This window comes from Acinetobacter sp. FDAARGOS_494 (genome assembly GCF_003812225.1).
Classification (GTDB): Bacteria; Pseudomonadota; Gammaproteobacteria; order Pseudomonadales; family Moraxellaceae; genus Acinetobacter; species Acinetobacter baumannii.
In genome coordinates this window covers 2,642,531-2,667,449 of sequence record NZ_CP033866.1, presented here as the reverse complement: position 1 = coordinate 2,667,449, position 24,919 = coordinate 2,642,531, and the positions used below count along the sequence as shown (strand labels likewise).

Sequence of the window (24,919 nt, the reverse complement as noted above, 5' to 3'; positions counted from 1 at the left end):
CTTACACGTGATCCAAGTAACGGAGAGAATCAACACGCTTCAACCATACGCCTTGATATTTATAGTGACCAGGCACTTTAATATCCACACCAACTGGTTGAGCTGCCAAGAAAGTGACGTCATCACATTTCATTTGGATGCATGACGGATCACGGCGGTAAATAATAGAACGGTCAGCACCTGCTGTACCTTTTCCGTTTGAACGACCTAAACCACGAATGGTTAACGGCTTACCTTGTGATGCGAAGATGTTATTTTCTTCAATGAATTTTAAGAAAGTCTTACCGCCAGAATCAGCAACTACACGAGTAGAAAGGTGTAAGTATTGATTTGATGCCATCAAATAAGTATCTGGCTGTACGGACACATCCCCATCAACAAGATCTTCAGCATCTGCCAAGCTTGCATTGAAGTCACTTAGTACTTCTTCAATGGTTGCGGTGGCCCAGTTATGTTGGGCTGTAACTATGGTTACACCAGTCTGATTTAAGAAACCCTTAACCCCTGTAAGTGCATTGCCATACCATGCAATGTTGCTTAAGTGTTTTTCTGCAGCAAGACGAGCTGCCTCTACTTTATCTGCTTCAAGCGCTAAATTTAATTTTTGAGCTGCTTCTAACTCCAGCACTGAATACATATAACCAATAGTACCGACCTTCACAGGCAATTGAACCGTATCATATTCAACTTCGGCCAAAGGAATATCATTACCAGTTCCTGAATGATCTTTACCCAAACCCACACCTTTCTTACGGCTTAGGATTTCTCCTCCACCATATACTGCACTGACAGGTTTAACAGGAATGTATTTAGCGTAATCCATCACTTGCTGAAGCTGAGGATCCATTTCGTTAAATTCTTCCAATTTAACGAATAATTGGGCCAATGCATCAAGGTTAAATGCATCACCAATATTTGCTTGAACCATTTGAGCTACTGGTGTTAGACGTAGCTTCATTGCTGCCAATTTACTCATAATTATTATGCCCCACGTAAGCGAACAGCAGCTAAGCCCTGCTCATTTGAAATTGTTTCCCAAGATGCGTTCGGTAACTCTGTACCGTCTGTTGCTGTTGGGGATAAAGAACCTAACGGCGCTGCTGTGGTGCCGTTAGCTGTTTTGACATAAACCTTTGCGTTGATATCGGTGACTGGTGCCGTGACCTTCACGTAAATTGAGCCAATTGTCATAACTGGCGCGACATCTGTTGCTTTGTAGGCTTCTTTGCCATCTGCCGTTTTGCCTGATTTACCTACGCCGTGACGTACGATAATTCCAAACTTGGTGTTGGTTGCGCCGGTTACTGCAGAAAATGTTTTTCCGTCCGTACTACGTACAACCACGTCACCATCGTTCACCAAACCGGCACCAGCCATAGGCAGGGATAAAATATCCTCTGGTCCGATGAGGTGAAACTTCATACCGGGTACAGCATCGTATTGCTTAACCATGATTTACTTCCCCTTAGATTGTTTTGTATGCGTTTTCTTTACTGTAGGTCTTTTCATCCCCACCGCCTGCTGGGTTGCCATCACCAGCTTTAACACTTTGCTGCTGGTGAAGAGCATCACCTACAGGATTAGAAGGATGAGTACCCTTCACAGCACAGAGTGCACGGAAAGTTGTGTCGATCTGCTCAGGCTTTGCATCACCTACTGATACGTTACCCATCAAAGCAGTTACTAAAGCATCACCAGCTTTTGCAGCAATAACATCACGCTTGATTTGCTCACATGAGCAACCTTCGGTTTTAACTGTTGGCACCAATGCTTTAGCATCGGCAATCACAGCAGCACGCTCTGCAGCAGCTTGCTCAAGCTTTTCAGGAGTCATCTGGTTCTTTTCCAGATCACCTACTTTTTGCTCCAGTGCTGTTTTTTCGGCATGTAACTGATCTACAACCGCTTGAACTGCGTTCAATTCATCACCTATAGAAAATTGCTTATCACCAACTTTGAGCTTTGCCGCCTTTAGATTGTCAAGCTGCTCTTGCTGGATTTTTAATGCATCCGCTAAAGGCGTGTTATCGCCAATGTTATAGCGCACACCATTTACAATAACTTCCATTGATATATTCCCCTTATGTGGAGTTTGTTGTTTGTCACCGATGCGGCAATCACCACCACAACGGCCATATTTAACGAGCGCTACGTGATTGCCTATAAAATTGATAAATTTCGCTTGATACGGCGTACCATCTGGCGCCGTACCCTGCTCAACGATTAATAAGGCTCCATAGCCAAGCGACATTTCTAGCCGCTCGTTGCTTTGGATCAGATCAATGCTGATCTTGTCTTTAATGAGCAAATCGCCCACCAGATAATCACCTTCCTGCCGGACGTTCTCACAATAGCCAATGTGATAATCCTTCCAGTTAGAAGCGTTAATTTCATTCTTAGGCGGGTGATAGTCTGTAGCGTCTACACCATTGAAGCTTTGAATAGCCTCAGGCTTGAAAAGCTCTTCTGCTGGCGTGTAGACATTAATGACTTGATCAGCGGTATAACCTTCCAATGATGGAAACTCATACGCATAGTACTGACGTACTTGAGGCGCTTTAGCCAAGCGAACATTGACGCATTTCAGATATCCCTCTTTGGTAAATGAGCGTGTCGATTCGCTTGGCGCAAAGTCACCAATTTTGAGTTGGTAAATTGTTTTCATAAATTGCGCTCAATAAAAAACCCACCGAAGTGGGTTTGGATAACAATATTTTTACTTCATTAACTGAAAAGCTTTGCCAATATCTTGACCGTCATATCGTTTTAAGCGAACTAAAGTTTCTAATAAAACTAAACGGCAACATTCAATAAGTCTTAATTTATCTATTTCATAAGATTCAAGCATATCTTCAATAGTGCCATGAAAAACTCTTGATCTACCATTGTCATAAACTCTTTTTACAAAAGTGTGCAAATCTATATTCTTAATTTTATCTTTAAATATTATTTGATCACTTTCTATGCCTAGGATATTAGTAAGAAGAGTTTTTATTCCACCTAACTTTCCGCCATTACTTAAAGCATCAAGACAACAAGCTAATTTTGCTACTGCTATAACATCATCAGGTTCTCGTATTCCTTCTGCATACCATCTTAAAGCTAATATCCATCTATGTGTTAATAATGGATATTTACATTTTTTTAGATTAATAAAACTATCTAAAATATACTCAAAGTTTTCTTTAAACTTTTCAAACTCACTTAAAAATTCTATTTCTCTTTCTCCCTCTAGAATTAGAGGATGTGTTTGTTTTTCTAACTTAACGCCCGGAAAACCAATATACCCATCAAATTCTTTCAAGTCATAAGTGATGGCTGGACCGATTCTTTCATCATGGATAATTTGTTTATAAAAAGCATTCTGCCACCCTAAAAATAAAGAAAGCATGTCTAAAGTTGTCTTTGCGATTAACTTACTTAATTTCTTAGAAAAATCATATTCAAATCCTTTTAAATTAACTTTGATTATTGAATTTGAGTCTTTAACAAACTCATATATCTTGTCGGCAACACCAGTTATTTGATAGGCAGGATTTTTTAATTTTAATAATAAATTGATCTTCCATTCTGAATTTATTTCATTACCTCCATATTTTTCTTTAAGTTCATTATGAAATTCAGAATTTTCTATCCATTCCTCTAATGAAAAAATAGTAGTTGGGCCTATTTTCAACCTTCCTTTTTTTTCAAATCCTAAAGTTCTTGCTGGAATAATATGAACATGCTCTATTTGTGTTTCTTTGACTAAATTTTGAGTTTCACATCTTATTAACTCCAAGTTATCAAAATCTGAGCTTAAATCAATTTGATCGGTTGTAATTAAGTTAACAATTGCTTTTCTTACAATTTTCTTAAACTGAATTTCATCAATTCTAAAATCAGGCTTGTAATTATTGAAAATCTCAAGTGATATGATAGAAAGCCTATCCTCAAATACTCTATCCAAAGTTACTTGATAATTATTTTTACCTGTTGCAAAACCTGCAAACTCATAATCTTCTTTTCCTCCTGTATTGATTAAATACAAATCTTTTAACATTAAATTAGTCAGATGTTTTAGGTTCATAAAGTATAAAATTTGATTAAAAATTAAATTATACCTTATTAAAAACTTAGAAAATCCTCATAATTAGGTAAGGCTGTGCAACGACAACGAATAGGCTGACCGGGATGCCCCCCTTCTGGCGGTGAATCCCATCTAAATGTCTTGCCCTGTTTATGCTGGTGATCTGGCCTTACACGCTCATCTTTCGCCGTTTGCCATGTGTATGTCTCAACACCCATCGAAAGCTGTCGAGCTTGGTTAATTTGGCCGTTAATCTTGCCCATCTGATCACTAGCAATAAGACGTGCTCGGTAATCAGTAGATAAACCCAATTGCTTAATTGCTTTGGCCAACTCTTCATTGGTTTGGCCGGTCTGTAAAGCATTAGTGATTAGCACTTCAAGTTTATCGGCGTATTGCTGTGGAATGGATTTAATCAAACTGACATTTGCCGTAATGTTTAGATCTACCTCGTCTTGGATATCAGCAGCTCGATAAAACGGCGTAAGATCCACACCAATAATTGTTTTGGTGTGCTCTGCAATTTGCTTGTCCACTTCCTTTTGGGTGTCAGTCACAACCTTTGTGGCCAACGGACGGGAAACCTCAACAACATACTTTGTGAGCTTTTCCCTAAACGCCGCCATCATGTCAGAGAACCATGCATCTCCGATGTTCTGGCCTACTGTAGGAATAACTAAATCCTTAGTTTGTTCCTGACAATATTTTGAGATAGCCAGTAATTGCCGTGTGTAATATAGCTCTACACGGCGGTTTACGTGCACGGCTCTCGCCTTAGAAGCTTTACGACCTTTTTTACGTTTCTTCGCCTGCTGGAGGTGGGGTTTCAGGATCTGAATTATCGTTGTCATTAAGCTTCACCATTGTCTCAAGCTCTTTGATATGTTCTTCATCAATCACTGAATAAACACCATCAATGAGTAGCTGACGTGCTATCTGTGGCTCTGTAATAATGCCCATCTCTAAATATTTAGCATCCCGTTCAGCGTTAGCTTTCTCAACTTCAGAACGGACTTTTGCGTCTAATTGCCAGAGTGGATTGAATACAACGTCTAAGCTTGGAATCTGACGTCCAAATGTAGTTTGAACAATTACCCTTAAAAGCTTCATCATGAATGGCTTTAAGGACCATGTTTGCTTAGTAGCGATACTGTCGTAATAGTTCCGTGTGTCATGTTCGCCTGTTGCATTCATACCCGCAGGTGATTGGCCAAATAAAATCGTATATGGCATATCCGCAGCACCAGCAGCTTGAATAGAGAATTCACGCATTAGATCCGGCAAACCACCAAAGCTATAAGACTTTGAATCGTATTCTTCGTCTTTATCCAAGACGAGCATACCGTTTAAACCCTTTAGTAATCCGACACTGAGAAAACGTTCAACTACGGATTTCATGTCCTCCTTGATCTTATCGACCAAGTTGGGGGTTCTAATCACGTCAATTTTTGATTCATGCACAAGACTTGCTGAGGCTTTCTTAACGGCGGCATGATCAAGCAGATCTTCATAAACTTCCTGCAAAACACTTACAGGTTCTTCATTAACTACATCTGCATGGCAAAATTTGATTAAGCGAGTGTGGTGGATCCGTTGGTTAGATTTACCATCAAGCTTTAGCTTGTAAAATTCAGGCTGCTTTAAAACTCCACCTGCCTCCTTTGGTGATAAATATTTACTGGTATCAGCTTCAATGTGCTTTTTCTTAAGCACCGTGAAAAACTCTAAACGCCCCACGCCTAACTTGTTTAAATCAAACGGTTGATCTAAGTTGCCGCCGTCCACAGTTCCTAGAAGCACATAGCAAACGCCATACAAGCGAGAAAGGACCAAGCTAGATAAGAGCACCCCATCTAAGTTAAAAGTCTTACACGCCTCTTTGAGCTTTAATAAATCGTTATCCTGAATCCCTTCATAGAACCATCCAGCTCGTAACATGTCACTTGCTGGGCGGTTGACGATTCGCTTAGCCAACCAGTGTTGATACACCGCTTCTAATTGCTCATCAGGAATAACTTTCTTAACGAATGAACCATGTGAAGCTTTGTCACGGTCGGTACCAATATTTGAGACAAAGTTTGTATATGCCCCTGCATCGCCAATTGCATCGGGCTTTTTAGTTTCAGCCATAATTTCCTCTAATCAAATACAGTTGGCTTTTTGGCTAATGAATCATTAATCGCATCAATGGTTGGGTCCCACTGGTCGTCATGGTCATGTGTCCAATCAGCAGTAAGGCCTTCAATTTCTTCAATGTAGTTCAAAAGCCACGGTGCATTAGCTGGTAACCAGACACGGCGTTCTTCAACATAAAGAATGACGTCCATTGTCCTTGATAGTTTGTCAGTACTTCGCTGAATCGCACGTATTGGTAAAGTGGTCTGCTTAGATATGGACTGAATTAAACCGGTACCACTCGCCTTATCCTCTACGGCCATATAACGAAGCTTGCCAATCTTTGTGTTACTGTCCTTGTGTTTATTGATAAAAGCTTTAGCTTCTTTCAATAGCTCTGGTGCTTCCCATTTGCCACGCTTCACGTCAATGATGTAAAGGTTATTGTCATAGCCAAGACCAGCACATAAGAACACTGAGAAGTCGTTATGCTCTTTTGTCTTTTGCGCCGTATCTGCCCAAATCGCACGCCATTTAAGAACAGGTAGCTCTAGGTAACGTGGGAACCACTCAGCCTTAACAAGATCACCACCCAGCTTTTTAGGGTTTTGCATGTATTGGCTTGCAAACGTATAGCGTGACACTGTGGCGCCGTCTTTATCTTCCCCGCCTTTCTCCAGCTGCAGCAATGAAAGTAAAGATTCTTTTAATGGCCAGTAGCTTTGTCGGCCTTTCTCATCACGCTCAACATCACGTGGAATTTTGCGCTGTATGTGCTCTGGTAGCTTAATGATGTACTCATCATCAATAAGTGCGGGAATACTGATCTGTTCCCACTCACCAGGTACATTGCCAGTCAACACAAAGTTAGTCGGATCTTCAACGTGCAAACGTTGCATGATCAGAATAATTGGCGTGTCAGATTTAGCTTTACGAGAGTTGACCGTGTTTAGAATTTTACGGTTAGCTTTACGTCTAGCGGTCTGGCTAAATGCATCCTCAGGCTTTAATGGGTCATCAAGAATAATGGCACCGGTAAAGCCCTCATTAGCTAATGTACCAGCACGGCGACCCGTGACCTGCCCACCCATCGAAGCAGAATAAACATGACCTGCGTCATATCCATCGACTGTGGTTTTCCAACTAGACTTAGCGTCCGTACTGGTAGAGATCTTTACTGGCCATAAACTCTGAAAGTCTTCTGACTTAACAATATTTCTAGCTGTTGCAGATACATCCTCTACAAGTGATTGTGAGAAAGATAAATACAAGAACCGGGAACGAGCATTACGAGCTATACCACGGGCAATAAGATTAGTGAGTAATTCTGTCTTACCACTGCCCGGTGGAACGTTAATAACTAAGTTCTTAACCTTGCCCGCAATTACTTCGTCTATCTTGTCGGCAATATATTCATGATGCCAATTGACCGAAAACTTAAAGCCCATGCGAGGTAAGAAAAAACGCCGTGTAAAGAATAAATGTTCTTTCTCACAAAGCTCTCGCTCTAACTGCATTTCGAGCAGCTTAGTATTTACCTTGGAGTTCATCTAACACCTGCTTTATCTGTTCAGGCGTTGCGACAACTTGAGTAACATGTTGAGGTTGCAATGGTTGCCCATCTGCGCCCGTTAATTGGGTTTTACTTGTATTAGTAAATTGACCACCTACTTCTTTGGCAATTTGTTCTAACAGTCCTCTAACAGCCCTAACATTTCGAGAATTTTTGTAGACTAAATCATTCAATATTTTTAGGCGTACAGATAAATTTGCTGTTGGGATATGCTCAGGCTTATCTAAGAAATCCTTTCTCGCCAGATCAAACTCTGCTCTTAGTTCAGCACTAAGATCTTTACCAGCTCTTTTAGTAGGGTCATACGTCTCGACCTGTTGACGTGTCACATCAATGTTAAATTCTTCCTTGACGAGCGATACTGTTTCTTGAGGTGTATTAAATACAGCAAGTGACCGTACAATAAAGAGTTTTTGCTTTTTATTTAAAGATGCCATTTCTCTCTATCCGTCAAGGTACGTCAAGGAAGATAGGCAAAAAAAAGAGCCTCATGGCTCAATTGATTACGCAGTTTCCACAACATTTCGAAATATCTAAATCAGAAACAAACGGCGGGTTTTTAGCAACTTCAATAAGCCTCTTAACACTGTCATTTGCTCCCCAGCGTTTTACAACACCGATAAACTCTTCCACATCGTGACCGGCTAAATAGTGCTTTGGTAAGCCAGTATGATCACTGTAAATAATTTCACCGTCCGAGTCTCGTTCTACACCGATGTGATAAAGCTCATGTTCAAGCAAAGCACAGAACTCGCTATCGTTTGCCTTTTCACAAAAGCTTGCATCGATTGTGATTAAGTAAACTGGAACGAATCCGAACCAGTCGCGCATTTGCTGCTCTTGTCGAGCTTTCTTCCAGCCGCCTTGTTGAAACATAACCTTTTCACATTGGCCGAGCACCATACGCTTAGCTCTGGTATAAGCAGAAGAAGCCCATGCGAAAGCCAAGAAACCCTCATTATCATGAAGCATCTCAGCGATATGGTCGTGATCTGGATTATGTAAAGGTCCACCCAGCGTAAGAAAATTAGCAACTACCCATAGTTTTAAATCAGGTGCAGGTATTAAACGGAGTGCTTCCTCTTCTTCGGCCTGATCCATAAAATCAGTTGGAGGAAATGGTCTGATCTGATCCATTAAATATTTGCCTCTTTAAATTTTTGAGCCATTGGCTTGCGAAATGAGCTTGGATCTGTAATGGACCAGATTCATTAATCTTAAATCTTGGTGCTGCCTCTAACCGAACAACGGTATATCCCATTGATTCAGCAACATCGTAACGGTCCATACTCCACGCCTTTGTTGCCAGCCTGCCCTTTCGTCCACCAGACCAAGGACCGCCAGCAATTTCAACTAAAATACGATGTTCAATTAAATGAAAATCAAAACGCCAATGCTTTGTTGATTTAAACTGGAATTTCTTTTCGTATTTAATTTCCAGATTATCTAAAGCTTGTGTAAGTTCTTCCTCTGCCTCTAAGTACTTTTGAGTAGCTTTAGGTAGTGGTCTGGATTTGGACTTAGGTTTAGGTTCTTTTTTCCGTGTTAGCCAAAAATACTCTTTATCATCCATACCAATAGCCTCTTATAAGAAGCCTTCTGGTTTATTGTTGAGGCGTGCAATTAATTTATTTTGCTTTGCTATGGCCAAAAAAAATCGCTCATCTAAGTGAGCGATCTGTTCTGTATTTAAACCTTTTGTATTGCAACTTCCCAAATGGTTTAGCTCTATTTGGAGCTGTCTAATCTCATGTGTAATTTTTTGAAATTCAGTCATACATACTCCAAAAAGAAAAAGCCCCGCCAATAATCGATATTTAGCGGGGCCATTTGCGCCGTAATACGTCCGGCAAACGATAAACTAGTTTTTAGGTGCTCTAAGGATGTTTAGAACTTTCTCAGACATATCATGTAAGTCAGATCCGATTGGCAACCAGAAATGGAAAACCGTATTGTCGCGGTTAAAAACCTGTTTGTAATATTCTGTTGTGAAACTTGGGTCGATATCAGAAGCTCTTAACAATCGCCCTTCTTTTTCAATCTTTTGCCCGTCAAGTTCACCACCAACACAGATATTCATTTTAAGTACCAGATTTTAATTAGACTGGACTATAGCACAAAATAAAAAAGCCCACCGATTGGCGAGCTCTTAAATTCATTCTGGCGATTACTTTACATTTCGCCCATTTTAGAAATCTTTATACTCAAGTGTATACCCAACTGTCAAGCGTAAGTTTCTTGACTATCAGGAAGTTCAAAACGGAATGATCGAGAAATACGCGTTCTAATTTCATTTTCCCATTCTGCAACGATTGATTCTCCAAACAGCTCAAACTTTTGATAGCTCTTAATATAGGCCGTTTTAGTTGCATTGATTCCCGCAAGCTGCATTTTTTCATTCAATGTGTAAGGACGTTTACCAGTGCCATTACATTTTTCACAGAACCTAGATCCTTCAGGATTACCTTTAGCATTAAATATTTCGATTTTGCCTATTCCCTGACATGAGCCACACATAGCCTTAACAAAAACATGGCCACGCAAAATAATCTCAGCCATTCCTTTAGCCAGATTAGTGAGATCACCTTGAGCATTAGTAGGTGTAAATTTTTTCTTTACCATTTCTTCATGAATCTTTACCGCTAATTTATTTCGCGCTCGGAAAAAATTACCAGATTTAATCTCGCCGCGAACGAATTCAACCTTGCCCGGAATATCTTCAATACGGCGTTCAGTTTGAAAATTAAAATCATATTTACTGTAAAAAGTTTCAGTTTGTTTTTGTGCCGGGGTAATTATTGCAATACGTTCAAAATCAACCTTCTCAACCAGTACTGTGGCCCAAAGCTTTGCAGCTGGTGATAACAGCGCTAATTCACCTAAAACTACATCTTTTGAAATTTTCTTACCTTCTGCTTTGCCTTGAGCAATAGCAAGGCGAAGTAACTCAATAAAATCAAACTTTTCAACTAACATAATCGCCTTCCTATTTACCCTTAATTAATAATTCAATTTGCTTTAATGCCATACCGGACTTAACTTGCTCTGTGCTGAACCGTAAAACTGTAAAACCCATCATTGCTGCGGAGTTGTATTTCTCCATATCCCCTAAATAGCCCTTACCTCTTGTGTGACGGCCTCCGCTCCAGATCCCGCCTTCTACCTCAATCAAAATCTTTGAACCCTTTATTAAAAAATCTGCTCTCCATTTGCGTTCAGGATGGAACTTATATTCCTGTTCAAAACCAATCTTGCATGCTCTTAAATGCGTTGCCAGAACCACTTCACCCACACTTGGTTGTCTGGCAACTTGCTTTGCTGAACGGCGCTTTTTATTTTTCTTTATGGGAAATAACTTGCGGTATTCAGCAATGCTGACTGATGACATCAAGCACCACCTTTGAGCACTTGCTCTATAGCTTTAAGGGTTCGAATCATTGCCATTTGTAGAAATTCATGATTGCCGCGCATGTCTTCTTCAACATACTGCAAAGCATATTGAGTCTCTTTTAATGCCCCATCTAAACGCTTTTGCAGCTCCTCCACTTTCGCTTGTTGTTCTTTTTGAATCTCCCAAGCCCACTTTCCAGATTTACCCTCAAACTCACTCATGGCTGGCTCCTTTTTCTGCATCACACATTTCACATTTATCTATATGCCCCCACCCATCATCTCGAATGAAGCCAAACCCCTTACAAGCCTTACATTTGACTTTCTTTTTCTCACCCACCAAGAAATATCGATCTTTCTGGTTGTAGGTAATATCAATAGAACCTGAGTAATAGCGCCTTAACGCCCCATCAATATGAAATTCGTGTGGACCTACACAAAACATCCACCCCGAATCCCCGCCGCACTTTGTAAACCATGTGAAATATGCTTCTCTCCATTTCACATAACGGCCAGACAGATGAGGAGTCAACAATTCAATTAAACGTGCTCTAAGCATCTCCATGCTTGCTGACATATCTCCATAGTGATATTCAAGATCGTAGCTATACTCGCCTGTGTTATATCTAGTTGGCATGAGATTCACCGCCTCCGTATATTGATTCGTGGTCGCGGATAGCAGTCATCACACGCTTAATTGAAATGGAACCATCTGGAATGAAGTCGCAAAAATCATCAAGAAAGCTCAATCTCCCATTTCCCACCATGCGAACATGCGTGTAACCAACATGCTTATCTGTCGTAATGAATGCAGGCGTTAGCTTCTCAACTCCACCTAAATCGCTGATGATTTTCAAAGACTCCACCAGACGTTTAAGCTCAACCAAATCTACAAAATACTTCTCACGATCTGCTGGGCTGATTTCTACACTTTGACCACATTGGAACTCATAACCCTCGTTCCATTCAGTTGCGTTATCGGGTGCTGAATCTACGATTTCCTTCGCGTATTGCAGTCCTTTATCTCTAATCAATTTAGATGCTTTCATGCATTCGCCCCATCAATTAGCTGAAGAATATTTCTAGGTATTGGCATACCTTCACGGCGGCACATCTCAGCGTATTCGTGCGGATTGTCGAAAGGATCTGGACCTAATTCTTTTGCAAGCTCAGGCTCTTTTTCTTTTGCCTCAAGTTTTTGAACTGGTGCAGGTTTACGACCATTGATTTTTAATCTTTCCATCAATGATTTGAGATGCTTTTGAGCCTCGTCATTGCTCACAGGAACGTGTTTAGGTTCTTTGTGTTCTAGTTGTAGCGGTGGAGCGTAAAACTCTTGCTGACGACCTTTCAATTGAGCTTTAGCCACCATCACGTTATAGGTTCCGAAGAAATTATCTTGAGCTGCTCGCATTTGGCCGGCTTCGATCAAATACATCACTTCGTCTAATGCATATTTTGTAATTTGTGTAATAACCACGGTACTGTCAGTCGTAAACTTACATGCACGTGACCAAGCTTCCTCTGGAGACATCCAACTTTCACCAATACACCAGGTGCGAAACTCAGCAAATGACGGCATAAAACGTCCACCTGCTGTAAGTAATCGAGCAAGTGCGTTGTTAAATTGGTTTTGTTGAACGCCAACCAGTGTTTTAAGTGCGATTTGCTCAACCACTGACAGAGGAATTGCGCTTTCGCCTGTTGCTGGAAATTGCTTATTGAACTGAGCAGCGTAAACAGTGCGAAGAGATGCGATTAATTGACGCACTTCGTTCAAGGTAATCTCATGCATGACCTACCTCCTCAATCATTGGAAACTTTTTTGCTGGGGTTACATCCACGATTTGAGATTCGCTCTGTTCTTCAAAAAGATTAGCGAAGTAACCCGACTCTTGTGGTTTTTGACCAGCTGAATTGATTTGCTCTTGTTTCTTGCGGTTAGCAGCAACTTGTTTCTCGTTGTTTTGAACCCAAGAGAACCACTTAACCAACCAGATGCTTGGTGTATTCAATGAACTAGATTCGTTTGCAAAGTACCAGTCACCGAAATTTTGAATCATGGTTCTCAAGTCGATTTCAGGTACAGAAACAAATCTTTGTTGAGCAAGTGAGATGAAATCGTATTGAAACTCGCTGTATTCAGAAATGAATTCACGCATTGAGTAACGCTTGTGATCATCGATCTGATACTGAGCAAATTGGATTGGTGTAAATTGCGAATTTTCTTCACGCGCATTACTACTACTATCTATATATTGGTTATCGGTTAACGGTTTATGGTTAAGGTTTTTTTGGCTTTCACTTTCAGAACCCAAAATTAACCCACTGGGTTTTTGTGGGTTTTCAGAATTAACCGAGTCGCCTTCACTTTGGTTTTCTTTTGGTTTTTCCTTACGTGGACGCCCACCTTTCTTACCATTTTCACGATTTTTATCCCCTACTTTTTGATAAGCGGCGATTTCTGAATCACAACGTTTGTTGTGAAACCCGTCTTCCTCTTCCACAAAAAACTCTTGCAGCACAATTAATACTGCATCCCTTTCTTCTTGGGTATTTGCACGTAACCGACGAAAAACCGACTGGGTTTCTTTGGGTAATGGTTTTTCATTCAAATAATAAAAATCGAGAGCACGGCGATAAAAGCACTCTTCAACTGGGCTAAGGTGCGCTGTAGCAACCATAAAGTCGCTGATATGGTGGAGATATTTATACATCAGTGACTGCTCCTAATTTTACAAGACCGCGCATTTCCAACTGACGAATAATTCTTGGAGGAATAAATTCGTTGTTGATTTTGTAGCGAATACGAGACTTTTCTTTCACCTGAATTAGTTTGTGCCCATCCTCCATGAGACGGCGAACTGCTATAGCCTGCCCCCCCCATATGGGTTAATTCTTCAAGTTGATAAAATCTTTCCTGAGCCTCAATTGCGGCATTCATAACTGAAAGTGGCATAGCTGCTAATTCTTTAGCCGAATAGATCTTTACTGGTTGTTCCAGTGGAATTACCACCTCTAGCGGTGTGGTGGAAACGGAAATATCCTGTTTTCTTCTTGCTGCATATCTCACTTTTCACCACCCTTTGGCTTAACATAGCCTCCAAAAGAATCAACCAAACACGCCTTGGTTAAGCTGGTTACAATCTGCTGTGCTAACCACTGCGTTATGCGAAATTGACGAGCCATAGCCTCTGAAAATTCAATCTTTGTTACCGCTGCATTATTTTCGTCATACCCTTTGTTGCGTAAATTTTGCTTTTTCACCTCAAATAGGTGGCCAAGTACTCGCAATGCAGGCTCATAGAAAGATTGGATTTCACTTTGCTGGCGAGAATCTTTGATTTGCTGTGTAAAGCTGTTCATGACACCTCCGCTAATGCTTGCTCAGCGCTTGTTAGTCGGCGTTTGGCATTAAGTTCTGCAACTGTTGCTGTGCGGATTTCTTTTGACGAAACTAAAATCAAATGATTCTCTGATTTGATGGTCCATAAACTAGTCAAGTTTTTGTTTTTAACTTCAAACAAATCATTTGATTTAAAAGTGCGGCACTCTTCAGTAAGTACAACAACGTCACCAGATAGAAATTCTGGTAAGTTGTAATTAGCCGATTGATTTGCTAAATTGTTTTGCATATTCGATTCCTCTAGCAAGTAATTGAATTAACTAGCCTGATGGACCAGATCAGGCTTTTTCTTTCTTTACCTTAGAAATATAAGTTGCAGCTTCCGACTTAAGCGCCTCTCGAAGTTGGCGAATGTGGTTTTCCATTTCTTCTAAGATTTCTTCTGTATCTGCTAATTCCGCAGGTGTAACAACTCCATCCTCTAAAACTTTGTGGACCTGTTGATTGGTTTGGCCATTGTTAATATTTATATGTAGCAAGGTTTCAACAATGCTGACTTCATGGCCTTTCTCATCCACTTGATTAGCTGGCACTAGAACATAACCAAGCATGTGTGCCCATGCCTTAACTAAAGCTGGGTTGCGTGTAAACTGAATCATTGCCTCAAGCTTCTTAATACTTGGTAAATGGCTTTCCATATTTGGGTTTGCGTAATTAAGTACGCTCTTGTAAGAGTCACCAAGTACGTTTGCAATTTCTTGCGGCGTAACTCCTTGTGACTGGTGAATCATCTTGTAAATTGCTGTTTTAGCCTCTGGGCTTAAGTTGATTTCACTCATATGTGAATCCCTCTTTAAATTTCACGTATACGCACGTTTGCTAATTTGTGAGAATTAGCTCACGGATTGGTTTTGCTTCTTAAGGTTCTTGCGAACATATTCCCAGTTAATATCTGGTCGTAATTGTTCTGCCTTAACTTGACCCTGAGTAATTTCCTCAATTTTCAAACAGCGATCTTCTGGAATTTTCTCAGGATTCCATTTGCTAGCAGCCCAAGGTGTAACCCCTATTTTTCGAGCTAAAGCTGAGATGCTCCCTGCAAAAGTCACAGCGTTATTAAATGCTTCATGTGGAGTAGTCATAAATGACACCAAAAAACCTACTTAAAGTAGAAAGAAATATACTACCAAAAATAGAATTGGTGCAACTAAAAATTGATAGTAAAATTCTACCCACAGTAGAAAAGAAGCCTATTTTGATGGAAGACGCTAAATACAAAGACTTTGCGGACCGACTCAACGCATTGATGAAGGCAAAAGACTCTCCAATTAAAACTATCAATGAGTTAAAAAATGCAATTGGTGTTTCTTATGAGATGGCTCGTAGATATACACTCGGTTCTGCTAAACCAAGAATTGAAAAGCTACAAACATTGGCTGATATTTTTGGAGTGGAAATTAGTTACTTAGACCATGGCACTAAGTTAGACAATAATATTGATTTATCAGATAAAGTTGGTTTCGAAGGACGCAGGGTTCCAGTAATCTCTTGGGTTGCGGCTGGTTCATTTACACCGATTGAGACAGTTTTGAAAGATACGGAAATTGAAGAATATTTACCGCCAAATAAAAGATGCGGGAAAAATGGATATGCTTTAAAAGTAGTAGGATATTCTATGGCTCCAACCTTTCTACCGGGTGATAGAATATATGTGAATCCAGACATTCAAACATTTGATCTTAAAACAGATGATCTTGTAATTGTAGCTTGCGCTGGCGATTCAGAGGCGACTTTTAAAAGGCTTATCATTGAGGGCGAAGGAACAAGTAAATTCTTGGAACCATTGAACCCAGACTGGCCTGATAAAATTATTAAACTTTCCGAAGATTGCCGCCTTGTTGGAAAAGTGGTTGGCTTGTACCGAGATATTTATTGAATTTCAGCTTATTTTCTTTGAAACCAATTATTAATTTTTTACTTTAAACCCACTTTTTGTGGGTTTTTTATTATTTAAAACTAATAATATACAACTTTAAGTAGGAAATAATTCCTACTATGTATTGACTTAATTTCTACTTAAAGTAGTATTTGTCTCGTAGACAACAAAAAAGCACACCGCCCCTCCCCAGGTCCGATGTGCTTTTGCAAAACTGCGAGATCAATTATGAACGTAAAAACCTTTTCAAACAAGCATAAGATAACTGGAGTTACAGCAATTGCTGTACTTGTAGCCTTGAGTTCTTGTGAATATCGAACTGCTAATTCTAGCGTCCCTTCTAATTACTCATATGAAAGCAAACAAGTAGTTGCTTCTGAATATGAACTCTTAGGAATTAAGCAAACTGGTGAAAAAACTGGTGTAGCTGTTATCCGCATAGACGGCTTCAAATTAAACGTAAGCTTCGATTTTGATGGCGTAGCTGATAGCTATGGTGTAGCTGGATCTGATTTTACAGCGGCTGAAATTACTAACCTTGCTATTGAGTCAGTAACAGACTTAAGTGGCAAACCTTGGAATGATTTCACCAATCATGACGACCATAAAAATATAAATATTTTATTGGTTGGTTATATCGACCGTAATAAATGGTTGGAGGCAGCCTAATGAAAGATTACAACTGCCCTACTTGCAAGAAGATGATTCCTGTTGACCGTTCAAAAATCAAAGCTGGTGATGAGGTTTCATTTTGCAGAGTAACCCAATCTTCTAAATCTGCTCGTTTTTCTTCAAAAGAAGGAATTGTCGATTGCCGTGAAGGTGATGTGGTTTTAGTTAAATATCGCAAAGAAATTATTCCTTTAAATATTAAGGACGTCTCACCTGTAGATGCTCCTAGCCCGCTTACGTATGCCTTTGTTGGTACATGCGAATGTAAGGAGGCTTAAAGATGTCTAATTTCAAAAAACACCCTGACGGCTACATGTCATTTTTAGGCCGTGATGATAAGGGCCTCTACTCTGTTCGTATTGGCTGGCAAGTGTACGCATCTAATGCTAATGGCTCAGTTCTTTACAAAGTTAAAGACGGATTTAAGACGCCTTTAAATGTGTTTAGGTTCCAAACTTCTTATCCAAAAGTTTGGAATGAACTCACACAAGAAATTGATTTCCAACGCAGAAAGCAGCTCGCAATAAAACTGCGTGAAACAAACATCCCTACTTATGACCGCAAAGCTTATAAAACTAAGCGCGGCTTCACTGGCTCAAGATAAGGATAAGAAAAATGGCTCTACCGATTATTACTGCTGACCAAACTTTATTGGTTCAAGCAATTATTGTGTACCTATACGCTGATCCGGGTTTAGGTAAATCATCGATGGGCTTTACTGCGGAAAAAGCAATTTCTTTTGACTTTGACCGTGGTGCTCACCGTACTGGTGAATTACGGCGTGGTGCAGTCGTACAGGTACAACAATGGAGTGATGTAGCTAACCTTACTCCGCAGGACTTAGCACCATATAAAACTGTTGTCATTGATACCGTGGGTGCAATGCTTGAATGCATTAAAACCCATCTATTGCTAACTGCTAATAACCGTCAAAAAGATGGCTCTTTAAAGTTAAAGGCTCAAGGTTTAGCGAACCAAACGTTCAAGCAATACATCAATACTTTGATCAGTTTAGGTAAAGATGTTGTTTTCATTGCACACGCATCAGAAGATCAAAACGGTGATCAAATTATTTACCGCCCAGATCTAGGTGGTAAAAACCGTAACGAGCTTTACCGTATCGCAGATGTCATGGGTTATCTAACAACTGTTACTACTGGTGAAGGTAAAAATGCCCGCGTTATTAATTTCAAACCTTCGCCTACACATCATGCGAAAAACTCAGGTGCTTTAGGCGGTGAAACCGGTGAAGTATGGGTACCTGATCTTAAAGCACACCCTACTTTCTTGGCTGACCTGATTACTCAAGCTAAAGATCACATTAACACCTTAACGCCTGCACAACTTGCAGCAGCTAAAGCCCAAGAAGAGCTAGAAAACTGGAAACAAAGCTGTGAGGAAGCAGAGCATGCAGGTGACCTTAATCAATTAACTGAGTCGCTTGATAAAGAACATATGTATTACCAGAACATGCGCCAAGCAATGTTAATGAGGGCTAAAGCATTGAATTGCACGTTTGATAAACAACGTGGCACTTGGATTAGTCCACCAGAATTTAACGGTATCTCAGATCAACAAAGAGACGAACTTCAAAACTTTATTGCTGAACGTGGCCTAGACGTAAAAACAGTATGTGAGCACTTAGGCATAGATGCCCTCATTCAAATAGAAGCGGCAAAACTAACTGCAGTTAAACAAGAAATTGAAACCTTAGCGAAAACGGGGATGACAGCATGAATAATCTAATCACTGCAGCTGAAGCATTTGCAGCTCTTCAAAAAGGTAAAACTGTTCTTTGTCGTCCTATTGGAGACATGTTGGACTTTTCTGACTTAGATCAATTCCCCGCTTCTGTTTTTGGTAAACCGGGTTTTGAATTCTGCATCAAAATCGAAACTATTGAGCTGGCTGGCATTACATTCACAAAGCCATTAACTATTGATGAGTATGAAGAAGGTCAGGATGTTTTTGTAATTACTACATATTCGCCTTCTATTTACGTCGTGAATTTTAAAACCACCGCATTAATTGATTCTATTAACTGTGGCTTCGTTCAACGTGATGCAGAAAACGCCAAGCTTCAATTAAAAGCACTGTCCAAAGCGTTAGGTTTTGAAGTTAGTGACGATTTAAGTGTTATTCGCTTAGGTGATGAAAAAAAGAAACAGCGTGGCAAGAAATCAAAAGCAGAAAAGCCTATTGAAGTTATTTCTGCAGAAATTCAACCAACAATTGTTATTACCGAACAAACAAATGTCACCACATCTGAGGATCTGTTAGTTCCAGAAACTAACGAGCCTAAAGTAGATCCAGAATATCAGCAAACCCTAGATACTCTTCTACAGCGTGTAAAAGAGTCAAAAACACCTGCAGAAGTAAATGCGGTTTATCGTTATACCCGCACATGGGATGACGAACAAATGAAGCCTATCCTTCTCGCCACTCACAAACGTCTTGAAGAGCTAGAAAAAGAAAAGGCATCTGCTAATGAGCCACCCTCTTTAATGGTTCAAATCCAAACTGCACCAGACCTTACAACGCTAGATGCTTTGGAAATAGATGTGGCCGCACGAGATCCACAGATTCAATCACGACTCATGGATTTTGTTAAAAAACGTCGCTTTGAGTTAGAAAATCCAGCAGTTTCTCAACCAGAAGCAGACCCTGATTATCTATTAGTGGATGGCTTCTAATATGAAAGATCAGTACAAGAAAGTGAGTCAAAAACACATGCTTGGCTTTATGTACTACTTGCAATTGCTGGGCTATGTAATAGTCCGGCAAGGCATGGATCAAGCGATGTTTCTAACAAAGCATTATGCGGTACCAGTCGCTTGGCGCCGCATAACGATCGACTATCACAACCGATTAAATAAACCAGCACAACAACTTTATAAAGAGTTTGTTGAATGGACTAAAGAAGAATATTTGAGGGCTTAGGTAATGATTGATTTAAAAACTAAACAAGCATTTTGGGCTGAGCAATTGCCTATTTTTAAAGAAAAATATTGGATTCCCGAACATTTAGATGTCCTCGAATTCGATATGAATGGCGGCTGTTTTGATATTGCTGAAGGTGTCAAAACTGATCTAAGTGAAGAAGACCTTTTTGATGTTTACCATCGTGTAAATAGTGGTTGGGCAATGTGGAAGAAAGCTGTAGATTTCATGAAATCCAAAGTTCCAACGTGGATTAGCGTGACTGATGAATTGCCACCTACTGACATAATGGTACTTATTTGTTGGGCAGATGCTCCTGATGTCACCCCAGAACAAGACTATATGACTATTGATGAGGATTTAAATAGCGTATGGGCAAACTATCAAAATGATCCACCTTCACATTGGATGCATTTTCATAGTGTGCCAAACGTATCGGGAGCTGAACAATGAGCATAACACTTAGCGGTCATCAACTAAAAAGCCTTCTCGAATTTGTAAATCCAGATGGTGAGAAAGATTTAGATCAACTTGATACTGAACTAACAATTAAATTCTTTGAAGATGGCCACAGTGGAAAAGGCTATTACTTTTGGATGACCGAATATCCAGATGAAGGTGCAATGAAGTTGGATATTGAATCGGGAGCTGAAGGATGAGCAAAGTTATTGGTGAAGTTAATTTGAGCCCTAGCAGTATTGAAGGTACTCCGGATCAGGTAGCTGTTCATATTTTTGAAAAAATCATTTGTCCAAGTACTGAGGAGCTTCTCAAAAATAATCCTGAGGCTGCAAAGGTTTTTGCATATCACATTTTTGGTTTAGCACTGTCTCAACTAGCAGAGTTTCATTCAACCAAAAGTCTAGATAAAGCTGTAACCGTTACTTTGCATAACCTTTTGCGCCAACTGAACAAAGAACGTAATGAATTGAAAAATTAAGGAGGTTCAAATGTCTTGGTATTCTTTACGACAACTCGCTAAGGAACTTGGTATGGCTCCAAATACATTTAAAAAATATTATTTGGAGAAATTCCCGCCAGATCGAGAGTCAAAAACTTATAAGGGATGGACTTCTCAATCTGTAGCAAAAATTAAAACTGCAATTCAAGGCGCTAAATAAGCGCCTATATTTAAATCGTATTTTTAAATTCACTTAACTCTTTTATCCATTTTTTTGATATCAAGATTATTTCAACTAGGGAATCAATTAAGTGTTCAGGATAAAATATTCTTTGCTCTTCAAAATATTCTGTGAATTCACGAATATTTCCATGCATAAGATCATTTCTTAGCTTAATTAGATTGATCTTTTCATCATTTGTTATTTTTTTATGAAAATCTTGTTCATTACTAAAAGCTAGTGCTGAAATAGGTAAACCTTTATTTTTAGCATCAATAATCATCTCTTTATTCATAATTTTATTTACATACAATCTATCTTCTTCACCATCACTCATCAAATGAAGTGTCGATCTTAAAGAAGACTCTATTCCACATATTAGGCTTAATAAAGCAGGAAGAAAATGTCCATTTATATAGGCTTCAAGACCTTCGATAAAGTACCAGTGAAATTCTGCACCAGAGTTTTTTTGAATAAATTCATTTTTATATCTCAATTTCAAGCATTGAAAATCAGCCATTCGTGAATAATATTCTTCAATATTTAAAAAATTGTCTGGATCTAGGTTATCAATTGAACTATTTATAATATCTTCATATACATATGGATTACCCAGTAGCTTTATAAATTCAACTTCATCTTTACATCCAATAATTGTGAACCGTACCGGGTTTGTCGGAGAGTCAATATTCTGAGAGACTATCCCGATGACAAAACCAAACTATACCCCCGAAATTAGAGAAAGAGCGGTTCAATTACTAATTGAATCTGAAAAAGATTATCCTTCTACTTGGGCAGCAATCACAGCTATTGCTCCTAAAATCGGTTGTACTCCTGAAACATTGCGTGTTTGGTATTTAAAGCATCTGGATCAACTAAATCCTGCCAAAGTACAACAGATATCTGACCAAGAAAAAATGAAGCAAATGGAACGTGAAATTAAAGAATTAAAACGTGCCAATGAAATTCTACGCAAAGCAGCCGCTTTTTTCGCCCAGGCGGAGCTCGACCGCCCACACAAATAATGGTGGATTTTATCCATAACAATAAAGATCGATATGGTGTTGAAGCGATTTGTAGAATTTTACCGATTGCACCTTCAACCTATTACCGAACTTTAGATCTCACTGACAATCCAGAACATCGAGCGAAACGAGATCTACATGATGAGTATCATGCTGAACAAATTAAACGAATTTGGAAAGAAAGTTCAGGTCGATATGGTGTACGTAAAGTTTGGCAAAATTGAAACGTGAGGGTTATGTTATTGCACGTTGTACAGTTGCTCGATTGATGCAAAAGCTAGGTATACAAGGTGTTTGGCGTGGTAAGAATAAACAAACCACCCGTAACCGAGATGACCAAAAACGGGCAGATGATTTAGTGAAACGTAATTTTAATGCTGATCATCCAAACCAACTATGGGTGGGTGACTTTACGTATATTCAAACTCATTCAGGCTGGGTATATACCGCATTTGTTATTGATGTGTTCTCACGAGCAATTGTTGGATGGAAAGTATCTACACGGATGAATACAGATATGGTGCTTGATGCATTAGAGCAAGCATTGCATGATCGAGGCATGCCAAAGAATGTGATTCATCATTCCGACAGAGGTGTGCAATATCTTTCCATTCGCTATACCAATCGTTTAGAAGCAGCAAATTTACGAGCATCAGTCGGTACAACGGGTGATTCATACGATAATGCTCTGGCTGAAACGGTGAATGGCTTATACAAAACAGAGGTGATTGAATATTTAAAAGCAGATTGGCAAGGTTTAGCAGATGTACAACTTGCGACACTAAACTGGGTAGATTGGTTCAATAAAAAGCGTGTACACAGTGCACTGGGTTATGTATCGCCTTTTGAGTTTGAAGCAATGTACTATGATAAGATTAACCCGTTAGGTCAGGTGGCTTAACTTAAATAAAAAAGTCTCCGACAAACCCGGTACGGTTCATTGTGTAATCAGCTTCTTTATTCATTAGTCTTTTAACCATCCTTCCACTTCATTTGCATACCAGGTCATAAGTTCCACACGCTCATCCCAATATTCAGCACGGTTATATATTTTACTTGTCTTATCCGCTTTGGTTGATTTGTTCACGTGTGCAATTTGATAATCGATAACCTCACCACGGAACAATTTGCTTTCATTAGCATGGGTCGAGAACAATGAACGAAAACCATGGGTAACCATTTTATCTGTGTAACCCATTCTTTTAATCATTGTAAGAACTGATTCAGATGTCATGTGTTCATAAGGTTTTCCACGTTTTTTAAATAAGTACCCGTCATCAGTCTTGACGCTTTCGAGCTCCTTAAACAAGGCATAAATTTGTGGTACCAACGGAACCATTAATTCTTTTCTTTTTTTCATCCGGTCTGCAGGAATTATCCAGACTTTATTTTCAAAATCTATCTCTCCAGTATCCCACCTAGCTTTTAACAATTCTGTTATTCGGGTTCCGGTATAACAAACTAAAAGCATGGCCATTTTTACTATTGAGCTAGAATGACTCGCTTTCATGCGCCGAAAGAATTCGGGCATTTCACTTACAGGTAAACAAGGATGGCTATCAGATTCATACTCTGGAATTACATCTTCTACCAATGTACATGGATTACGATCTGTATAATCTGAGGCAATTGCAAAATCAAATACTTGCTTACCAAGTCTTAAGGCTCGGCTTGCTGTTTCTAAAGTACCCTTTGCAACAATTTCTTTAATTTTCTTTGAGATGTGTTTTCTTTCAACTTCATTAACTGGAAGATTTTTAAAATCCTCGGTTAGATATGCAAGTCGATATTCGACTGTGTCATAGTATTTTTTGCTGGTCCATTGTGATTTCATGATGCTCAACCATTCCTCAACTACTTTATGGACTGGTGGAGAATTGGCTACCTTGCCCTGATATTCTAATTTTAATTGTCTTGCTTGTTGGCGTGCTTCTTTACATCCCATAACAGGATATTCACCCAGCATCTTTTGATTTTGTTTTCCATTTTGGCGATAAGACAAAACCCATTTCTTTTTTCCATTAGGAAAAACGGAAATGTTTAATCCTTCCCCATCTGCTACTGAATATCTAGATTCTTTAGGTTTTAATGACTTTACTTGGGCATCCGATAACATAGTGTTATACCGTATAACAGTTGTATAACAGCTTATAGTGATAAAGTTTGATTATCAATGATTAAGCTGAATCAAGAATGATTAAATCAAAGGCATTAAAAAAGCCCTAAATCGTTAAGATTTAAGGCTTTTTGATCAACTCTAATCATATGTGATTAACTTTGATCTTAGTATTTGGTGGAGATGGCGGGAGTTGAACCCGCGTCCGCCAGCACTACGCTCGAGAATACTACATGCTTAGATATCGTCTATTGTTTTAACACCAAGTGACCCGACGAACAGGGTACAAGGTGCGATCCTCTAAGTTTGGTATAAAGCCCCGAGGCTTGACTCTATACGGACTTGTGTGCGTGCGCTTCAGTCGGGTTCCCAGACCACAAGTATTCTAGGAAGCGGACAAGCGGCCCTTAGGCAGCTAGAGCGTAAGTTTCGTCGTTTGCGACTATTTAAATGCAAATTTTATTTACGAGAGAAAATGCGCTCTCGGCATGCATCTATGAGTTTCATCACCGGCGTCGAAGCCAATAACATCCCCATGAATGTCTGCACATCATAGCATAATTAAAATAAAATGCTGTGCATTTTATCAACAGTCTGCCACTGATGAACATACTTA

At 39.5% G+C, this 24,919-nt stretch carries 36 protein-coding genes, 1 other RNA gene, 2 pseudogenes and 1 other annotated feature; of the genes and pseudogenes, 12 read left to right on the top strand and 27 right to left on the bottom strand.

All coding sequences use genetic code 11. The features are described from left to right. Position 1: 1 nt before the first annotated feature. The 24 genes and pseudogenes from EG365_RS12940 to EG365_RS12825 all read right to left on the bottom strand — a co-directional run bounded on the left by EG365_RS12940 (position 2) and on the right by EG365_RS12825 (position 15,635). On the bottom strand, positions 2–976 hold the full coding sequence (locus EG365_RS12940; protein WP_000039809.1) for a DUF2184 domain-containing protein: 975 nt from the start codon (positions 974–976) through the stop codon (positions 2–4). A gap of 5 nt (positions 977–981) precedes the next feature. After that, positions 982–1,452 (bottom strand): hypothetical protein, encoded by a 471-nt coding sequence (locus tag EG365_RS12935; RefSeq protein WP_000240725.1) that lies wholly within the window; start codon positions 1,450–1,452, stop codon positions 982–984. A 13-nt stretch (positions 1,453–1,465) separates the two neighbouring features. Then, positions 1,466–2,665 carry a DUF2213 domain-containing protein gene (locus EG365_RS12930; RefSeq protein WP_000849767.1) on the bottom strand — a complete coding sequence of 400 codons (1,200 nt, stop codon included), beginning with the start codon at positions 2,663–2,665 and terminating at the stop codon, positions 1,466–1,468. Positions 2,666–2,716: 51 nt separating this feature from the next. Next, positions 2,717–4,042 (bottom strand): HEPN domain-containing protein, encoded by a 1,326-nt coding sequence (locus tag EG365_RS12925; protein WP_123806488.1) that lies wholly within the window; start codon positions 4,040–4,042, stop codon positions 2,717–2,719. Positions 4,043–4,107: 65 nt separating this feature from the next. After that, a complete protein-coding gene (locus EG365_RS12920; protein WP_000207474.1) occupies positions 4,108–4,920 on the bottom strand; it encodes a phage minor head protein in 813 nt (270 codons plus the stop codon). Next, the gene (locus tag EG365_RS12915) at positions 4,865–6,199 is read right to left on the bottom strand and encodes a DUF1073 domain-containing protein (RefSeq protein ID WP_000852314.1); all 1,335 of its coding nucleotides are present in this window, start codon (positions 6,197–6,199) and stop codon (positions 4,865–4,867) included. Before EG365_RS12915 ends, EG365_RS12920 begins: the two co-directional genes overlap by 56 nt. Before the next feature lie 8 nt (positions 6,200–6,207). Beyond that, entirely contained in the window at positions 6,208–7,734 is a 1,527-nt protein-coding gene (gene terL / locus EG365_RS12910) for a phage terminase large subunit (RefSeq protein WP_001086353.1), read from the bottom strand. Further along, the gene (locus EG365_RS12905; protein ID WP_000157679.1) at positions 7,712–8,194 is read right to left on the bottom strand and encodes a DUF2280 domain-containing protein; all 483 of its coding nucleotides are present in this window, start codon (positions 8,192–8,194) and stop codon (positions 7,712–7,714) included. The genes terL and EG365_RS12905 overlap by 23 nt, the downstream gene beginning before the upstream one ends. A gap of 58 nt (positions 8,195–8,252) precedes the next feature. After that, entirely contained in the window at positions 8,253–8,894 is a 642-nt protein-coding gene (locus tag EG365_RS12900) for a putative metallopeptidase (RefSeq protein ID WP_025464493.1), read from the bottom strand. Beyond that, positions 8,863–9,330: a hypothetical protein gene (locus EG365_RS12895; protein WP_000341073.1), complete on the bottom strand. Its 468-nt coding sequence runs from the start codon at positions 9,328–9,330 to the stop codon at positions 8,863–8,865. The genes EG365_RS12900 and EG365_RS12895 overlap by 32 nt, the downstream gene beginning before the upstream one ends. Before the next feature lie 12 nt (positions 9,331–9,342). After that, the gene (locus EG365_RS12890) at positions 9,343–9,534 is read right to left on the bottom strand and encodes a hypothetical protein (protein ID WP_000134357.1); all 192 of its coding nucleotides are present in this window, start codon (positions 9,532–9,534) and stop codon (positions 9,343–9,345) included. Between the two features lie 84 nt (positions 9,535–9,618). Further along, positions 9,619–9,837: a hypothetical protein gene (locus EG365_RS12885; RefSeq protein ID WP_001017708.1), complete on the bottom strand. Its 219-nt coding sequence runs from the start codon at positions 9,835–9,837 to the stop codon at positions 9,619–9,621. A 143-nt stretch (positions 9,838–9,980) separates the two neighbouring features. Continuing rightward, positions 9,981–10,733: a hypothetical protein gene (locus tag EG365_RS12880; RefSeq protein WP_000959669.1), complete on the bottom strand. Its 753-nt coding sequence runs from the start codon at positions 10,731–10,733 to the stop codon at positions 9,981–9,983. 10 nt (positions 10,734–10,743) lie between these two features. Then, positions 10,744–11,145, bottom strand: coding sequence for a DUF559 domain-containing protein (locus EG365_RS12875; RefSeq protein ID WP_000100186.1), 402 nt, complete (start codon positions 11,143–11,145; stop codon positions 10,744–10,746). After that, positions 11,145–11,369, bottom strand: a complete 225-nt coding sequence (locus tag EG365_RS12870) for a hypothetical protein (protein ID WP_001288422.1) — start codon at positions 11,367–11,369, stop codon at positions 11,145–11,147. The genes EG365_RS12875 and EG365_RS12870 overlap by 1 nt, the downstream gene beginning before the upstream one ends. Next, positions 11,362–11,784, bottom strand: coding sequence for a hypothetical protein (locus tag EG365_RS12865; RefSeq protein ID WP_001143186.1), 423 nt, complete (start codon positions 11,782–11,784; stop codon positions 11,362–11,364). The genes EG365_RS12870 and EG365_RS12865 overlap by 8 nt, the downstream gene beginning before the upstream one ends. After that, on the bottom strand, positions 11,774–12,196 hold the full coding sequence (locus tag EG365_RS12860) for a hypothetical protein (RefSeq protein ID WP_000647820.1): 423 nt from the start codon (positions 12,194–12,196) through the stop codon (positions 11,774–11,776). The genes EG365_RS12865 and EG365_RS12860 overlap by 11 nt, the downstream gene beginning before the upstream one ends. Further along, the gene (locus EG365_RS12855; RefSeq protein WP_000544510.1) at positions 12,193–12,942 is read right to left on the bottom strand and encodes a hypothetical protein; all 750 of its coding nucleotides are present in this window, start codon (positions 12,940–12,942) and stop codon (positions 12,193–12,195) included. Before EG365_RS12855 ends, EG365_RS12860 begins: the two co-directional genes overlap by 4 nt. Further along, on the bottom strand, positions 12,935–13,864 hold the full coding sequence (locus tag EG365_RS12850) for a YdaU family protein (protein WP_000280079.1): 930 nt from the start codon (positions 13,862–13,864) through the stop codon (positions 12,935–12,937). The genes EG365_RS12855 and EG365_RS12850 overlap by 8 nt, the downstream gene beginning before the upstream one ends. Next, positions 13,857–14,220, bottom strand: a pseudogene (locus tag EG365_RS12845) (hypothetical protein). Before EG365_RS12845 ends, EG365_RS12850 begins: the two are co-directional and overlap by 8 nt. After that, on the bottom strand, positions 14,217–14,513 hold the full coding sequence (locus EG365_RS12840; RefSeq protein WP_001084140.1) for a hypothetical protein: 297 nt from the start codon (positions 14,511–14,513) through the stop codon (positions 14,217–14,219). Before EG365_RS12840 ends, EG365_RS12845 begins: the two are co-directional and overlap by 4 nt. Beyond that, entirely contained in the window at positions 14,510–14,782 is a 273-nt protein-coding gene (locus tag EG365_RS12835) for a hypothetical protein (RefSeq protein WP_001180649.1), read from the bottom strand. Before EG365_RS12835 ends, EG365_RS12840 begins: the two co-directional genes overlap by 4 nt. A gap of 49 nt (positions 14,783–14,831) precedes the next feature. After that, entirely contained in the window at positions 14,832–15,332 is a 501-nt protein-coding gene (locus tag EG365_RS12830; protein WP_001289843.1) for a phage regulatory CII family protein, read from the bottom strand. A 54-nt stretch (positions 15,333–15,386) separates the two neighbouring features. Next, positions 15,387–15,635, bottom strand: a complete 249-nt coding sequence (locus EG365_RS12825) for a transcriptional regulator (protein ID WP_000210973.1) — start codon at positions 15,633–15,635, stop codon at positions 15,387–15,389. 2 nt (positions 15,636–15,637) lie between these two features. Here EG365_RS12825 and EG365_RS12820 point away from each other — a divergent pair, with 2 nt between their 5' ends. The 11 genes from EG365_RS12820 (at position 15,638) to EG365_RS19320 (ending at position 21,162) form a co-directional block, all read left to right on the top strand. Continuing rightward, on the top strand, positions 15,638–16,429 hold the full coding sequence (locus EG365_RS12820) for a LexA family protein (protein ID WP_000187984.1): 792 nt from the start codon (positions 15,638–15,640) through the stop codon (positions 16,427–16,429). A gap of 228 nt (positions 16,430–16,657) precedes the next feature. After that, the gene (locus EG365_RS12815; protein WP_001101436.1) at positions 16,658–17,098 is read left to right on the top strand and encodes a hypothetical protein; all 441 of its coding nucleotides are present in this window, start codon (positions 16,658–16,660) and stop codon (positions 17,096–17,098) included. Further along, complete coding sequence (locus EG365_RS12810; RefSeq protein ID WP_000656406.1) at positions 17,098–17,379, top strand: hypothetical protein; 282 nt, start codon at positions 17,098–17,100, stop codon at positions 17,377–17,379. Before EG365_RS12815 ends, EG365_RS12810 begins: the two co-directional genes overlap by 1 nt. Positions 17,380–17,381: 2 nt before the next feature. Then, positions 17,382–17,705, top strand: coding sequence for a hypothetical protein (locus EG365_RS12805; protein WP_000064474.1), 324 nt, complete (start codon positions 17,382–17,384; stop codon positions 17,703–17,705). 11 nt (positions 17,706–17,716) lie between these two features. After that, on the top strand, positions 17,717–18,838 hold the full coding sequence (locus EG365_RS12800; protein WP_017399393.1) for an ATP-binding protein: 1,122 nt from the start codon (positions 17,717–17,719) through the stop codon (positions 18,836–18,838). Next, positions 18,835–19,794 carry a hypothetical protein gene (locus EG365_RS12795; RefSeq protein WP_001061221.1) on the top strand — a complete coding sequence of 320 codons (960 nt, stop codon included), beginning with the start codon at positions 18,835–18,837 and terminating at the stop codon, positions 19,792–19,794. The genes EG365_RS12800 and EG365_RS12795 overlap by 4 nt, the downstream gene beginning before the upstream one ends. A gap of 1 nt (position 19,795) precedes the next feature. Next, positions 19,796–20,041 carry a hypothetical protein gene (locus tag EG365_RS12790; protein ID WP_000654847.1) on the top strand — a complete coding sequence of 82 codons (246 nt, stop codon included), beginning with the start codon at positions 19,796–19,798 and terminating at the stop codon, positions 20,039–20,041. 3 nt (positions 20,042–20,044) lie between these two features. Continuing rightward, entirely contained in the window at positions 20,045–20,494 is a 450-nt protein-coding gene (locus tag EG365_RS12785; RefSeq protein WP_000566258.1) for a DUF551 domain-containing protein, read from the top strand. Beyond that, entirely contained in the window at positions 20,491–20,700 is a 210-nt protein-coding gene (locus EG365_RS12780; protein WP_000028955.1) for a hypothetical protein, read from the top strand. Before EG365_RS12785 ends, EG365_RS12780 begins: the two co-directional genes overlap by 4 nt. After that, entirely contained in the window at positions 20,697–20,981 is a 285-nt protein-coding gene (locus tag EG365_RS12775; RefSeq protein WP_000048756.1) for a hypothetical protein, read from the top strand. Before EG365_RS12780 ends, EG365_RS12775 begins: the two co-directional genes overlap by 4 nt. Before the next feature lie 10 nt (positions 20,982–20,991). After that, entirely contained in the window at positions 20,992–21,162 is a 171-nt protein-coding gene (locus tag EG365_RS19320; protein ID WP_000119263.1) for a hypothetical protein, read from the top strand. 10 nt (positions 21,163–21,172) lie between these two features. On the opposite strand, the gene EG365_RS12770 is transcribed toward EG365_RS19320, so the two are convergent. After that, positions 21,173–21,682, bottom strand: a complete 510-nt coding sequence (locus tag EG365_RS12770) for a hypothetical protein (RefSeq protein WP_000753107.1) — start codon at positions 21,680–21,682, stop codon at positions 21,173–21,175. Positions 21,683–21,869: 187 nt separating this feature from the next. On the opposite strand from EG365_RS12770, the pseudogene EG365_RS12765 reads away from it, so the two are divergent. Continuing rightward, positions 21,870–23,088, top strand: a pseudogene (locus EG365_RS12765) (IS3-like element ISAba19 family transposase). Further along, positions 22,145–22,261 (top strand) — a sequence feature (AL1L pseudoknot). It overlaps the preceding pseudogene by 117 nt. Before the next feature lie 63 nt (positions 23,089–23,151). On the opposite strand, the gene EG365_RS12760 reads toward EG365_RS12765, so the two are convergent. Beyond that, positions 23,152–24,303, bottom strand: coding sequence for a tyrosine-type recombinase/integrase (locus EG365_RS12760; RefSeq protein ID WP_000947481.1), 1,152 nt, complete (start codon positions 24,301–24,303; stop codon positions 23,152–23,154). 175 nt (positions 24,304–24,478) lie between these two features. Beyond that, positions 24,479–24,838, bottom strand: a transfer-messenger RNA (tmRNA) gene (gene ssrA / locus EG365_RS12755). Positions 24,839–24,919: the final 81 nt, after the last annotated feature.